General features: G+C 50.8%; 4 protein-coding genes. All 4 read right to left on the bottom strand.

Annotated features, from left to right (window positions below):
* Positions 1 to 132: 132 nt before the first annotated feature.
* Positions 133 to 588: a hypothetical protein gene (locus ACO0LD_RS22940; RefSeq protein WP_423010495.1), complete on the bottom strand. Its 456-nt coding sequence runs from the start codon at positions 586 to 588 to the stop codon at positions 133 to 135.
* A gap of 99 nt (positions 589 to 687) precedes the next feature.
* Positions 688 to 969: a hypothetical protein gene (locus ACO0LD_RS22935; RefSeq protein ID WP_423010494.1), complete on the bottom strand. Its 282-nt coding sequence runs from the start codon at positions 967 to 969 to the stop codon at positions 688 to 690.
* A gap of 17 nt (positions 970 to 986) precedes the next feature.
* Positions 987 to 15,230 carry a hypothetical protein gene (locus ACO0LD_RS22930; protein WP_423010493.1) on the bottom strand — a complete coding sequence of 4,748 codons (14,244 nt, stop codon included), beginning with the start codon at positions 15,228 to 15,230 and terminating at the stop codon, positions 987 to 989.
* Positions 15,231 to 15,654: 424 nt separating this feature from the next.
* Positions 15,655 to 15,816 (bottom strand): transposase (locus ACO0LD_RS22925; RefSeq protein WP_423010579.1); only part of this gene is annotated, 162 nt, incomplete at its 5' end.

The raw sequence follows: 15,816 nt of genomic DNA, 5'->3' as shown, positions 1-15,816 counted from the left end.
ACTACTAATCCAAGTTTATGACTTTTACACTTCATTTTTTGGTCATTATTCTGGAATTTATATTTGTTAAATTTTCATTCAAAAATAAATCTGTTTTCCTATGATTGTTAGTCAGGAAGATGAACAACTTTGTCATTTGGATGAATGAGGGACGACCGGGGCACGCCATATAGACATAAATTTTGATGGTACCGTATATGCAATCGATACCAATTTACCTTTAGCCATTACGATGGTAACTGAGCACTCGCGTCTCGCATCTTTATTCACATAAAACCAGATTGCCCCATTGCTGTCACCTGGAATTTCAGGGGTAAGTTGAGGTTGTCCAAACCATGCCTTAGCATCTTCAACGACAAACGATTTCATTTGTGAATAGCGTACCAACTGATCAAAATTTTCTTGCTCTATTTGGCTTAAGCCAAAGTTTTCCTTGCTTTTTGAGTCCAGTAATTTGCAGCTATTAAAATCACCATACTTGCATACTGCAAAATTTCCGAAGGAGTACCAATCTTCGCCGGCGAAGCAACTATCCATCAAGCTTATATGTATTATTAAAGTAAGCACTACGGCAATAGTACGTTTCATTTGCGATCCTGATGAAAGTTTACAGTAATTAAATTTCAAATAACGCAATCGTAAATTTAGGAATTTTATTTACGACTGCGTGGCAGTTTTTAACATTTCTTATGTAAAACGATGACTTTTATTAAATTTATCTACATCTATTCTTCCACTCAAAACTTCGCTAACGTAAGAACCAGCTGCAAAAGCAATATTTTCAGTCAATATATATTGCAGATATGCGATTGCAAAAAGGTCAGAAGACTTCTTTAACGTCATTAATTCTTCAATATTCTCTTTTGACAACATCGAAAACGATGAGACACTCTCTTGCTCATTCTCCCCTAAACTTCTTGGTAACTTTACTTCTACCATTTTTTTTAGTGCATGGTGATTACTTGCCATAATTTTCTTCCTTGGTTTTACTTTTTGTACGCATTAACATTTACTTGTTCGGGCACATTGTAATAAGTTTTCCCGTCTGCCGTCGTCACAGTGCCGAAGACAACGGTTTGATCAACTTCGAAAGTTGAATAACCCAATTTTTCTCGTGCTTTCGCAAATGGAGTATCTTTAATTGCAGCTTGAGACCAAGCTTCAGGTCCTCCTTCGGGATTAGCTGCTCTTGCTGCATCATACGATGCCCAAAAAGCTTCCTTGTTTGAATCGTAAAGGTTAGCTGGCAAATTCTCAGGTTCTTTTCCATATAATTGCTTATATTGGTTCACAGCATTAGTGAGCACTTCGTCAGTCAACCCAAATCCTTCTCCAGAGAACTTAAGGTTGTCATCTTTTGATCTATTATCTAAAGCAAACGTTATTGTTTCTTTTTCACTATTCGCAGTGACGAATCCAAGATAGTATTTTTTCCCACCTATCTCTAAAGTTACTTCATTAAAAAAACCACCGTCATACACATTATCATTGCTAATATTCAGTTGGTCTCTTGAATAGGTAACTCTAATTGGCGTGCCATCCGTAGTATCCGTTGATGTCGATTTTTGTACCCCGGAATAAGTCCCCGAGAATGTCGTGTTTTCTACTTCGTTGCCTTGATAGTTAGTCGAGGTGACTCTTCCTTGATTTGATGTCCCCGAATATTCGCCACTATGAGTTGCAGTATTGACGTTTCCTTGGCTTGATGTAATTACCTTATCTGAACCACTTCCGTTTCCAGTATTAAATACTTCATTACCATGGGCAGTTTGGTTTCCTCCTGGCAAGGTCGACGCGACGTTTTCTCCACTGGTTGTAGTTATGGTTTTATTCTGCCCAGCATTCTTAGGTGCATAGGAGGTATTTGCCGGAACAAATTCACTTTCAGTTGTCGTTAACGTATTACTGGGTTTGGTTCCTGGAACATGAAATCCTACGTTAATCGACGTCCCCCCAGTATCTGCCGCGGCAAACACCATGAATTCCGAGACTTCTTTGGTAAACACCACACCTTCGAGATCGTCAGTTTTTCCTCTTGAAAAAACAGAGAAGCTTGTTGTTCTTATCCACGATCTTTCCTGATCAGTTAAATTTGGATTTCGAGCAGTTATAGAAAGTTTGATTAAGATATTATTTACATCGTCAGCTGAGATTTTTGTTCCCTGTGGTAGGTAAGCAAACGTATTAGCCAACATCAATTGATCAAGCGTCGATAGGGTTGAAAAATCCGTATTAGCCATGTTCTTGGCAATGGGATCAGGATGTAAATTTAACAAACGCGTATTTTCATTCGTTATATTCGCAATGGTTTCTATTTGTTGCTCGGTTTGCAACTGCGAGAGAGTTGGTATTTTAGCGCCTTCCGGTATCGGTATAATGACTCCATTCAAATTCCAAGCCGGCTTTCCATTCTCATCAAATGAGTAGGTCATTTTTTGATCGCCAGCAGGTGTGTACGCACCTAGATCGCTCGCTTTAACTTCAAAAGTTGTATCATTGAAATTTCCAACAAAGTTAGTCGTGGCCCCAGTTTCGACCATACGAACTCCATCGCTATTTATATAGACAACATTGTTAAAATCTCCTGTTCCATATGTTAATTTATCAACATTCAGTAGCGAACGATTATCAACTGCCGAGGATTGATTTGTACTAGTTGCTGCTCCGCCAATATTAAAATTATCTGGATTAGCAGTCCAAAGTTGAGAACCCTTCGTTAGGTCTCCATAGCCTTGCTCAGCGGCCGTCACACCCCAATTAAATTGGGTGTTGCCATTACTTATATTTGCAACGTTATTTGCAGTGTAATACTCGGAATCTGCCACAACATTCGCTGCATTCAAAACCGCGCGGTTACTCGATGCCTGAATATCTGGATCAAATGAAAACACTACCTCAGTACCCACTAACACTGGTTTCACTTCTTTCAGATTTTCGATGGATTGATGCCCACCAAAATTCCAACCATCTCTAGCCATCAATTGATTGACGATAGCAAAGTCATCGGTCATCCAGTCTGCACTACTTCCATCTCCTGTGATTGCTTCACCCATTTGATAACTTCCATCAAGTAACTGAAAGAAATATTGACTTCTACCGTCCCATCCTTGAGTCTTTAAAGATTCAGTGACCACGTCCCAATTTTTTCCATCCCAGCCATTTTTGACAAGATCAGCCAAATTAATGCTATAGCCAGTAGGTTTTTCCCCATAGGCCGTTGTATAAGATCCATCGCTATTGTGATTAACAACGATAGACACGAGATTTTGTGTATTCGCTCCCGCTTTGAGTAACTCCGCTTTAGTTGATGCTCCGGTCTCCAGTCCAATGTTTTGCGTATAACCAGAGATGGCAACATTGACTACACCATTGACATCATTGGTATGTGCAATACTCGTTTGAAGCGTCGCACTCCCAGCCGTTGCAGCGGTGAGTGCATCGGCTGGCGTTGTTGGCGTTGTTGGCGTTGTAGCATTTTGGAGAGTGGTAATTTGCGTATTAATGCTAGTGATCTGCGCTTGCAAGCCATTGATATAAGTTGCCCATGCCAGCAGGGTTGAGGCCGCAGTCGGATTGGATGCCGTCAGCGCTTGCAACTGCATGGTTGCCTGTGCCAGCATATACGCACGCATATTCAACTCTGTCTGCAGCGTGCTCAAGTCATTCGACGTCGCTGGTACAGGCAAAGCCGGTGGTTGCGGTAATGTCGGCGTTGTTGGTGTGGTCGGGTTCGTTGGATTCGTTGGATTCGTCGGATCCGTTGGCGTCGTCGGTGTGCCCCCTCCACCACCAGGTGTTGTGGTGCCACCCGGGTCAGTTGGCGTTGTGGTCCCACCGCCCCCTGGCGTCGTCGGTGTGCCATTCTGAAGCTGCACAATCTGCGCCTGGATGCTATTCCATTGCGCCCTCAGGCTACTAATATAAGTTTGCCATGCAGGGCCCAGAGTGCTAACAACATCAGGAGGTTCATTTAAATAAATTTGCTGCAAATGGGATTCTGCTTCCGCTATCAGGTTGCCTCTCAGGTTCAACTCATCAAGCAAGGTCTGCATCACCTGCGATGTGACCGACGGTGCCAATGGTGGCGGCATACCAGACTCTTCACTGCTAGTGCTCTCTGCGCTCGCCATACCTTGGACGCTAGCCCGCATGATCATAGGCGCAGCACTGAAGTTTTCACTGTCACCTTCGCCATCCTCTTCCACAGGCAGACTCATCTCACTGAATTCAGCAATTTCTGTAGTTTCGCCGCTATCACTGACCTCAGTAACCTCACTCTCGTCACTGACATCCTCCATCGCCATCATGCTAAACATGCCTCGCGCTGAAAACAAAGCTGACTGTGATGGCGCTGATGCTTGTGCCGCCGCCGGTGTCGGTTCAACCCACACATCCACCTTGCCTGCTCCCGACCCGCTATTTGCCGAAAAGCTATTTTTAGTGATTCCAACAAAGCTATGGAACGCCTGGTCATTCACTATCAAATTATTAAATGCTATACCCATCTGAGCGCTCTGCAGGATATTGCCGCGTGCATCCGTTATTTGGTATTTAGCGCTATCGATTTGGCCATATTTATTACTAGCTATTGACTCAACTTTGATTAACCTACCGTTGACGTCATAAAAATATTGCTGCTTTTTAACGGCATTGAGATTAGACCAGTCACTATTGTTAAATGAGGACTGTACTTTGCCTTGCAGATAACCTTCGCTCAGGATTTGTTCCATACTGACATTGACGCTATTGCCAACGAGGTCGCTACTGCTGTAGCCGCGCAGGTGTCCTACCGCATCATAGGTATGGTAATTTGTTATCTGAGTACTTTGCCCTTGGACGTTGTATGTCACTTCTTTCCTGAGAAGGCCATTCGTGTCGTAATAATGGGTATTTCTGGTCGCAGTTTCTGCAAAAGGTGCCAACTGCGTATTTTGCAATGCCTGCAGATACCCAGCAGTGAGATTGCTATTGATCCCTTCCTGCAACAGCCTGCCCGCACCGTCATACATACGTTCATCCACCACCGTTGCAAACGCTTGCGCCAGACGATTCCCCTGCTGGTCATAACTGGCCACTGACACTTTGCTGACACGGTTCGCCACGTCATACGTGAAGTAACGGGTAATCATGCCTTCACGCACGATGTAAGTAGTACGGCTGGCATCCGGCTGGCCGTTCGTGCCCAGCGGAATCTGTGCAACCAACTCTTTACCCCAGGTAGTGTCACTGGCGACATTGCCATTCTTGTCGTAGGTCTGCAAATGACCCTGGCTAGCTGTCAGACTGCTCTGATCTGCAGTATTGCTGGTACCTTCCATCAGGGTCTGCCTTTGCATACTGTCATAAGCATAGCTGCTGTTGTGGACGACGGCATTGCTTTGTATTCTTTCATGACTGACGGTATGGGAACTACCACTTATGCTGACCTGGCGCGTGGTGGTACCTGTAGTTTGTGCTTGTTGGACATTGAGCTCATGCACAAGGTTACCAGCCTTGTCATATTCAAGCACACTGATATAGCCATCATCGAGTGCTTCGATGAGTGAGACCTGTCCCTGGGCGTTGTAACTCAGACGGGTGTTTTGCAGGCTGATGTCGGCCTGGATGGTTTGCTCGCGGGTGTGTTTGCCTGCCAGGTTGTAGCTGTACAGGGTAGTCTTATCGGTCGCCAGGTCGCGGATCTGGGTGACTTGTCCTGCCTCGTTGTAGTGGTAGTTGAGGTTCTGGCCACGGGTATTGGTTTGTTGTACCAGTTGACCTGCGCTGTCATAGCGGTAGGTATAGGTGGCACCGCCGATGTCTTTGTGGCTTTGCAGCTGACCTTGTGCATTGTATTGCCAGGTGCTGACGTTGCCGATGGCATCACGGCGGGCGATCTGGTTGCCCTGGGTGTCGTAGGCATACTGGTCATACTGACCAAGTGGCTTGGTCGTGAGGATGAGGTTGCCACGCAGGTCGTAACCATATTTGGTGGTTTCCCCATTGGCATTGGTCTGGGCAGTGACACGTCCTGCTTCGTCGTAGCTGATGAGGCTGATGAGGCTTTGCTGGGTGCCGGTTACATTACCCGTGCCGGTACCGTACACGCCTACGATATCGCTAATCGTAGCAGTCAAACGACCGAGGTGATCTACTTGATAATGCGTACTGTTGCCGTTTGCATCGGTTGTAGCTGTCTGGTTGCCGAAGGCGTTGTAATAATAGGTGACAGTACCTCCATCGGCATGGGTTTCCTTGATCAACTGGCCGCTGGCATCATAGGCCATGCGATTGACGTTGCCATTGGCATCGCGGTTGGCGATCTGGCGGCCCAGGCGGTCGTAATAGATTTCAGTAACGGCGCTGTTGACGCTTTGCTGGCCCGCTGCATCCGGGCTGATCTGGCGGATCAGCTGGTTGTTGGCATCGTACTGGAAGCTCGTGACACCGTTGTAGCCGTTGAGGTCACTGCGGCTGGTGAGGTTACCCCAGCGGTCGTAGCTTTGGCGGATAACAGGCGTTTGACCATCGCGGGTTGGCAACCTCAGGGTAGTGGCACGGCCCAGGGCATCGTACTGGCTGGTGCTGCGGCGCAGGCCAGCGACACTGTCGGCTTCATGAGCGGTGCTGATGGTGGCCAGCGGATCGCCATTGCCGAGATTGAGGCTGGCGGTACTGGTGCCAGCACTGCTTAAAGTGACAGTCTGGCGGCCTTGTACATCGTATTGCATGACGCGGGTAACGCCGCCGCTGTTGGTGCGCCAGAGGTGACCGGCATTGTCATATTCGAAGCTGGCTACAGCTTGACCATTGCTGCGCTGAAGAATGACTTCATCAAAGGCATTGTAGGTCACCTCATTGCGGACGACTGTTACTTGGTTCTGGTTGACCGTGTTGAGCTGGCTGCCGTTGGCGCTGAGCAGTACATTGCTACCTGGCGTGATAGTGGCGGTACGGCGACCCAGGGCATCATACTCGTAGACCGTAAATAAGGTGTGCTTGACACTTTCACTGTCGCTGACACCCTGCCATTCTTTACGCAAGTGTCTTAGCGCATCGTAGGATGCAAAATGGTTGACGCCATTGGCATCGGCATTTTGTATGACGTTGTCACGACTGTCGTAACGAGCCAGGCTGATGCGGTCTTCGCTGTTGCTGCCTGCACTGTGATAGATTTGTTTATCAGCATAAGCAGCACCATTAGCGTATTCGAGCCGAACGATCACATTGCCATAGGCATCACGCCGATATTCTGTAAGCGGCGTCAGAGTCTGACCTGCTTCGGCGCTACTCACGGGTTCGGTTACCGCAGTGAGGCGACTCAAAGCGTCGTAATAACGGTAGCTGCTATTGCCCAGAGCATCGGTGCTGCTGACGACATTGCCCAAGGCATCATATTCGACACTGGTGGTGACATCTCCACGACTACGCTGACCAGTGCTGACATCATTAGTGCCATCACTGAAACCCACATTAACATGAGTCTGGCTAATCTGACGATTGGCCTTATCATAGCTATACAAAGTGGTTCGATCATCCTGATTGGGAACAGGCAAGAGCAGCTTGCCATCGTTGTCCACACTTCCTGTACCGCTATATTCGGTACTACGTACGATATTACCAACGGCGTCATATGATTTGGTGGTGACATAACCTAGGGCATTGATGCTTGCAGTTCTTTGGTCGTGTTTGTCATAGTAATAACGGCTCACTGCCCAACTATTGCTTTGCCGGTCAGTCAATTCAGCTGATTGAACCAGATTGCCAAATACATCATAGCTGTATCGAGTAACTTTGGAGGCTAGTACACTACTACCTTCCAAGCCATTGCTAACCCAGGTGGCGGGTTCAGTAATTTCTATAGGACGACCCAGTTGGTCATAGCGATTGATAGTTGTTCTATCTTGGTTGTGATTAAGTCCCGCCAGGGTAGTGGTCACCTGACCGTCCACTGGTGCTTTTCCAATCGTTCCAGTGATAGTGACTGTGTTGATAGCACTGCCATAACGAGTCACCGCTGTTGTTTCACCAAAGCTGTTACGGCTATAGCCGGTGACATTGCCAAGCGCATCAATGTCATAGCTGACGCGGCCCAGTTTGTCATAGGTGCGGTAGCTGTAATTGCCCGCTACATCGCGGCTGGCGGTGACATTGCCAAAGCTGTCGTAAGTGACTGAGGCTTCGAGGGTGACTGCCTTTTCTGATGCGAATGCCAGACTGTTGGCACCGTTCACAGCCAGGGTGTCACCAGCACCATCATAGACATTGGTGGTCTGGTAAATGGTCTTGGTCTGGCGGCCCAGTGCATCATATTCAAAGCGGGTGACGCGTTGCTCTGGACGGCCTGTTGCTTCAGTGCGGCTGGTCAGGTTACCGAGTGCATCATAAGTCATGCGGCTGACGAGGGCGGCACTGACAGTCGTGCCTATCTGTAATTTGCCGCCTGCATCCAGGGTGACGCTGGCCATGTTGACGACAGGCGAGCTTTCGCTCAACAAGCGGCCGGCGGAATCGTAATCATAGGTCCAGGTGGCACCAATTTTATTGCTATAGCTGATGCGGTTACCCAGGCCGTCATAACTGAAACGTTCTGTATTATTCAAGGCATCAGTATGGGCAATCAAACGGCCATCGGCATTGTACTGGTAGGTCTGTATCTGGTCTGCCACGTCCGTTGCGGGCATGGCACCGTATTCACTCAAAGGATTTGGGCTGGCAAATGTAGCGGCCGGTAAGGCTTTGGCATATTCGGTAGATTTGACCACACGACCGAGGGCGTCATAGCTATAGCCCTTGATGTAACCCAGGGCATCGATACTGAACAACACACGGCCACTGGCATCATAAACCTGGCGCTGGACATGGTCATTAACCGGATCGGACTGCAGCAGACTGCGTAACGTTGCTGACTGCACCACGGCAGGCAGATTGGCCGTGGCTATGGTGTGGGCGTAGCTGATCGTGCCGACCAGGTTGCCATTGGCGTCATAGAGGTTTTCTGCTACGGCACCCTGGCTGTCGATGGTGAACAGCAGTCTGCCTGCACTGTCACGGGTATAGCGCACATTGCGGTCTTGCGTGCTGTCAGCCTGTACCAGGTTGGCGATCTGACTGCCGCTCAGTTGGGTATTGGCATTGGGTGCGGCAATGGTATTGGCATAGGCAATACGTTGCGCCAGTTGACCATTGGCGTCGTAAATGTAATGACTGACGCTGCCATCGGCATTGACCTGGTAAGACAGGCGGTTGGCATCGTCGTAGCTCATCAGGGTGACGCGGTCGGCATCACTGGCTTGCACTGTTTCTGCCGCAGCATTTGCAGCGATGGTCTTGGCGTAACTGATCTGCTTGGTCAGGTTACCGTTTTTGTCGTAGACCAGATGGGTGACTGCACCATTGGCGTCGACACTCCAGGTGAGGCGGTTGGCAGCATCATAACTGCGGTGGACATGGGCGTCATGAGTTGCATCTGCCAAAGCCGCCGTGGCTGTTGCCAGCGCGCTGGCAGTCATCGGGGTATTGGCAGGCAGTGATTTGGCATAGCTGACAACATCGACGATGTTGCCATTGGCGTCATAGGTGGTTTTGGTGACGGTACCAGTGCCGCTGACGACGTAAATAGGACGGTTCAGTGCATCGTAGACGGTTTGCACACGTTGGTCATGGGCAGCGTCGGCCACTACATTTGGCGTGGTGCCGGGAACCCAGCTTGCCAGCGAGATTTCTTTGGCGTAGCTAATACGTTCTGTGACATTGCCACTGGCATCGTAGGTATAGCGGGTGACGCTGCCAGTACCATCGATACTGAAACGGACATGACCATCTTTGTCATACACGCGGCTTTGCTGGACATCACGTAGGCTGTCTGCCTGTACTCTGGTCACGATGTCGGCGATTGTTGCTGCTTCGCTTAAGCCTGCCAGGGAAATCGCGGTGGCATAGTTGATGACGCTGGTGACACGGCCTTCCTTGTCGTAGCTGTTTTTTTGGACTGCGCCATTGGCATTGATGGTGTAGACCAGGCGGTTGTTGCTGTCATACACGTAGCGGGTCAGGTTGCCATTGGCGTCGCGTGCATTGACGACATTGCCGTTGTCGTCGTATTGATAACGGCGGGTAATGTTTTGGCCTGTTGGGTCAACGTGCTCAGCGATACGGCGGCCCAGGGCATCGTAGTCATATTTAATAACATTGCCTGCGGGACTGGTGACGGTCAGTACCTGACCACGCTGGTCATAGCTGTAGTAGGTGATGGCATTAAGACCGGTCGGGTCAACCACCTGGCTGGTGACCTGGCCTTTGAGGTCGTAGTTAGTCAGGGTGACGATGCCATTGGCATCCGTCATGCTGATCTGCTGGCCTTTGGCATCGTACTGGTAGCTGGTGGTTAGTGACAGGCCGTTGGCGTCGACGGTGCGGGACAGCAGACGGTTGGCCGCATCATAGTGGTAGCTGACCTTGTTGCCATTGGCGTCAGTGGTTTCGATGAGGCGGTTGGCATGGTCGTAGACATTGCCAACGCTGTTCAATTCGCTGGCGGAACTCAGCAGGGCACCGTTAGTGTCGTACTGGTAGCTGGTGACATGGCCATTGCCATCGGTGACACTGCTGGTCTGGCCCTGACGGTTATGGATGCTGCTGACCTTGACGCCTTCCGCCGTGGTAATGGTGACGCCACGGTGGGCAGTGTCGTAGGTGTAGGTCACGGCATTACCGTTGCCATCGGTCTGGCTCAGGATGCGGCCTATGGCGTCATAACTGATAGCTCGTTGTACGTGGCTGGCGTCGCTACCACCAACGGCACGGCCAAGACGGTCATAGCTGACCAGGCGTTCATTGCCATTGCCGTCAACTGTGCGGGTGATACGACCAAAGGCATCGTACTCAACGCTGGCGACGACTGATGCACCCAATGGGTCTGTGGTAGAACCGGTTTGCAGGCCGCGGTGATCATAACGCGTCAGTTGGGTCAGGGCATGGTTGCTGTCGATGTTGACGGTAGTTGCCAGGCGTTCACCAAAGGCATCATAGCTAAAGCTGGTGACAGCGCCGAGTTGGTCGGTCACGCTGGCAATCTGGCCGGCAGCGTTATAACTGACGGTTGCCTGGCTATCGAGGGCACTATTGGCAATGCCTGCAAGCGCTGTGCGCAGATTGCTGTCGACCAGACCACCATTCATGCCTGCCAGACTGGACAGACGGCTGCCATACTGGACCGTGCTGACCAGTTGATTGAGTTGATTGTATTTGCGTTCCTGCACTTCACCAAGGGCGTTGATGGTGTGCGTCAGGTTGCCGCTCTGGTCATAGTAGAACAGGGTTTTATTGCCGTTCGGGTCGGTCGCACTGCTGCGGCGGCCAGCCGTATCGTAGCCATAGCTGGTGCCATATTGCGCCCAGATGGCGTCAACTTGTTGCTGACTCTGGTTACCGGTCAATTGGGCACTGCCGAGACCAGACAGGGTGGCGATGACGCGACCTAACTGGTCGTAGCGGTGGTTGTTGATGCGGATGTCACCTGTCCCGACAGCATCAATAACTTTAACGAGGTTGCCGGCGACATCGTACTGATATTGCTTTTGCGTACCTTCGGCATTGGTGCTGGTGATGACACGGTTCAGGGCATCATAGATCTGGCTGTTGGTCTGGTCTTCTGCATGGACCGCAGGACGCAAACTGGCCAGAGTGGATGTCGCAATGACCGTGGTTTTAGCTTTGTTGATGTAGCGTGTGCTGCTGAGAGCATTGCCATTGGCGTCGTAACGTATTTCGGTCAGGTAGCCTTCAGCATCGACATTGCCTACCAGTTGACCTTTGTTGTCGTAAATGGCATAGCTGTGCTGGTCGGCGGCATTGGCAGACGGAATGAGGTTGGCGAAGTTGCTGCCGCTTGTAACAGGTGCGTTGACTTTAGTGGAGTAGCGGATGACTTCAACGCGACGGCCAGCACTGTCGTAACGATATTGGCTGACATAGCCTTCTGCATCAACCGCACCTGTGACCTGGTTGTTAAGGTCATAGAAATAAGTCAGGTTTCTGTCATCGGCATGGGCTGTCACAACAACATCCTGGGCACGGGTGACGACAGTCAATGCTGCTGTGTTGACGAGCGTGGCTCTTTGTACTGTCGTCAGCAGATTGCCTGCGCCATCGTACTGGTATTCGGTGACTGCACCAGCAGCGCTGACGGTTTTACTGAGGTGACCAGCGGCATCATAGAAGTTGCGACTGATGAGGTCATTGGTGGAACTGGTCAGCATGGGCAGCAGGTCGTAGAAGACGCGTGCTGGTGCTGGTGGTGTGACTGGCGGCGTAGCAGGAGCGACACCTTGTTCTGCCCAGACGTAGGAACCTTCTGCTCCGGGTGTTTCACCTTTATTGAACCATTGGGCCAGCCACAGGTGGCCGTTGTAGCTGATGGTCTCGCCACCGAGATAGGTGACACCGGCTCCCCATGGGGCATACGTGCCAGCCTCAGGCGCCTGGGCCCAGACTTGGGAGTCGCCGGGTATGTCGCCGTGAGTAGGCCAACGCGGTGTCCAGCGTTGTCCATCATGGATGACGATCTGGCCTTCAACATATTCAGGGCCAGCAGACCAGGGTGGATTGGTGCCTGCAGGTACTACCTGGCTCCAGGCATGCTCTACACCGGGCGCATAACCAGGTGTGGTGGTCCAGTTGGCTTTCCAAAGCTGTCCGTCGTGGGTAACAAGCTGGTTGACGACATACTCAACACCTGCCATCCACGGACGTACCGTGCCTGGTGCAGGTACTTGTGTCCAGAGCTTGTCGACACCCGGTACATTGCCTAAGGCAGTATCCCAGCGGGCAAGATACACTTGTCCTTCAAAGCTAACGGTCTGGCCTTCCAGGTAATATTGGCTTGCTGACCAGGCTGCAATGCTGCTGGCAGGTATGACTTCCAGCCAGACAGTATTGCTGCCCGGTTCACTACCCTGCGCATTGCTGCGTGCCTGGTACACCTTACCGTTATAGGTAATCTGGTCACCCATCAGGTAGGCAGTGGCGATATTCCAGTCTGGCGTACTGACTGGTTGCGAGCCTGATGCAGGTGCCGCTGGAATAGCTGGGGTCGTTGGTGCAGTCGATGTTGGTGTGCCTGGTGTGGCTGGCGTTGTTGGTGACGAAGGCTGGGTTGGCGTCGTTGCAGGCACCACTACCGTATCAGTGTTACTGATCAGTTTGGCGATCTGTGCCGTATTCAACGCCACGCTATGCTGGATGGTCTGGATGCGCTGACCCAGGGCATTGTAGACATACTGGGTGACCTTACCATCACCATCGACCATACCTTGCAGATTACCGGCGGCATCGTAGATGTACAGTTGTTTGACGCCAGTCGCGTCGGTGCTGACACTGAGGCGGCCAAGGGCATCATAGCGGTAGCTGCTTTGCGCCTGTCCACCTGCGATGACGGAGATCAACTGGCCTGCGGCGTCATACACAGCAGTGTCTATGCGGCCATTGGCCTGGGTCTGGGTGATGGTGTGGTTGGCATCATCATAGAGATTGATGGTGCTGTGCCCCAGGGCATCTGTGGTCGACAGAACACGGTCTAAACCGTCATAGGCATAGCTGGTCTGGTTATTGTCGGCATCGACTTTGAACAGGAGATTGCCGCTGGCATCATAGCCATAGTTGCTGGTGGATTGCTTGCTATCGACGATACCATTGCCGTTCGCATCAACGGCGTTATAGCTGGTCATGCTGGTGAGTTGACCACGGCTATTGTATTGGTAGTCGGTGCGGCTGGTTTGTGCCGGGTTCTGGGTGGTAACCCAGGTTTCCAGCTGTGCCTGGCTCAGGCTTTGGCTGGTGCTTAAGCCTGTCAGGTTGTAGCTGGCTACAGGGTAGACGATGCTGGCTATGCGTTGTCCCAGGTTGTTGTAGCGGAATTCGGTGACGCTGCCTTGGGCGCTGACGACGAAACGCGGGTTCAGGTGGGTGTCGTAAATGGTGCGGGTGGTTTCGGGCAGGCTGGCGGCCTGGCCATTAGTCGCAGGTGTACGGTAGACCGTGGATGTCAGTACCTGGTGCTGATCACCATAGGTGCGCTCGACACGCTCACCCAGGCTGTCGGTCTGGCTGAGCAGGTTGCCGTGGCTGTCGTAGGTATTGATGGTGCTGTTACCGAGGGCATCCGTCGTCTGGATGAGTTTGCCAGCAGCATCATATTGGTACTGAACCTTTTGGATGACGCCATCGACAGCGGGACCGGTAATTTGGGTGAAGCGCTGTTTGTCGTCGTAGGTATAGGTATTTTTATTACCTAATGGATCAGTGACGGCGGTGGTGCGGGTTGCGAGATCGTAGCTGAATGTGGTGACGCGCCCAAGTGCATCGGTCATGCTGGCGATGCGGTCTGCGCCTTCCTGTTTGATATAGGTAAAGCTTAGTTGAGTGCCGTCGGTCTGGCTGATGCTATTAATAAGGTTGCTGTTGCCAACATAGCTGTAGCTGGTGACATAGACTTTGCCATCGGTGATGCTGTTGTCTTCTGGTGTGAGGTCAAGCTTGACCTGGGCCAGACGGTTTTGGGCATCGTAGCCGTAGGTGGTGTTGCTTTGGATGGTGCCGTTGGCGAGCGTGATTTTTTCTTGGGCGAGGTTGGCACCGGCATAGGTAAATTCAACTTTGTCGCCATTGGGGCTGGTGATGCTACTGAGGTAGTCGCCCGTATAAGCATAGGTGGCACTGTTGCCGTTGGCGTCAGTCGATGAGGTGAGCCTCCAGGTGTCGCCGTGGGTGGCGTAGCTTTCTGTGCTTTGACTCGCCGGGTCGGTCCAGGTCCAGCTGGTGGTACCGGCATCGTACTTCAGGGTGTCGAATTTACCGGAGCCGGCACGGGCCATATAGCTGTTGCTGGCGGCATCAAAGTCGTAGGTCTGGACGGAGCTGTCTGCGCTGACGCGCTGGACGCTGCTGCCAGCCTGATTGAGGGTTCCGGTGACGTTGACGAGGCGACGGTAGCCGTTGATCCACCAGCCATCTGCGTTGTCGTCATTGAACGTGCCCTGGCTGTTGTAGGTGCGGACGACAGCAAGATCATTGCCGCGGGCAGCGAGCAAGCCGTCTTTGTCTTGCAGGATGAGGTTGCCGGTGGCGATGTTGACGCTGCTCTGCTCACCTGTCTTGCCCTGGCTGGCCGAACCTAAATTACCGCGTTGACCCAGATTGGACGACGATGCTAAGTTCAGGCCTGTGCTGTTGCCGCTGACGATCGCTACCATGTAACTTCCTTTTATGTTTGGACTATTAGTATTCACACAACAACGCCAGCATTCATACAAGCGTCGTTTCTTGCAGCAATAGTCCAAACATTTGGGAATTTGTTTAGGTGAAATCGAAAATAAATTGCAAATCCATTTTAATTCTTAAAATGAGCTAAACACATATCATTCGTTAATTACAAATAAAAAAACTACGAATAACGTTCGGCGTCAAGTTTAAAGAAAACTATTCGGCAACGCTTGAAAAGTCGCCAATCAATAACATTTAGGGAACATCTGATTAAGTTCTAATTTTCTTGGACTTCAAAATCAAGTGTCGGTCATTCATAAAACGTGCTCGCAAGAACATGTTTTTCAGTGGGAATTGGGACAGATTTCTCGGAATTTCCCTTGTTCGTGCGCGATTTCTCGCATAATCGGCACACTATGGCACTTGCATGCGCATCAAGCGCCTGCGGGCCATAAACAAGTTCGCCAGCGCACAGGTGACAAACAAGCGATGCGCGTTCTTTTGTAAGCCGCGATAACGCACCTTCGCAAATCCAAACACGCGCTTGATGATGCCAAAGGCATGCTCTACCATGGC

Origin of the sequence: Undibacterium sp. Ji83W, assembly GCF_049340385.1 — a bacterium.
In the GTDB taxonomy this organism is placed as follows: Bacteria; Pseudomonadota; Gammaproteobacteria; order Burkholderiales; family Burkholderiaceae_D; genus Undibacterium.
This window is presented reverse-complemented; position numbering and strand designations above follow the sequence as displayed.

Bases quoted from the DNA above. Each gene is read 5' to 3' on its own strand.
- ACO0LD_RS22940 (WP_423010495.1), bottom strand. From the start codon at position 588: ATGAAACGTACTATTGCCGTAGTGCTTACTTTAATAATACATATAAGC.
- ACO0LD_RS22935 (WP_423010494.1), bottom strand. From the start codon at position 969: ATGGCAAGTAATCACCATGCACTAAAAAAAATGGTAGAAGTAAAGTTA.
- ACO0LD_RS22930 (WP_423010493.1), bottom strand. From the start codon at position 15,230: ATGGTAGCGATCGTCAGCGGCAACAGCACAGGCCTGAACTTAGCATCG.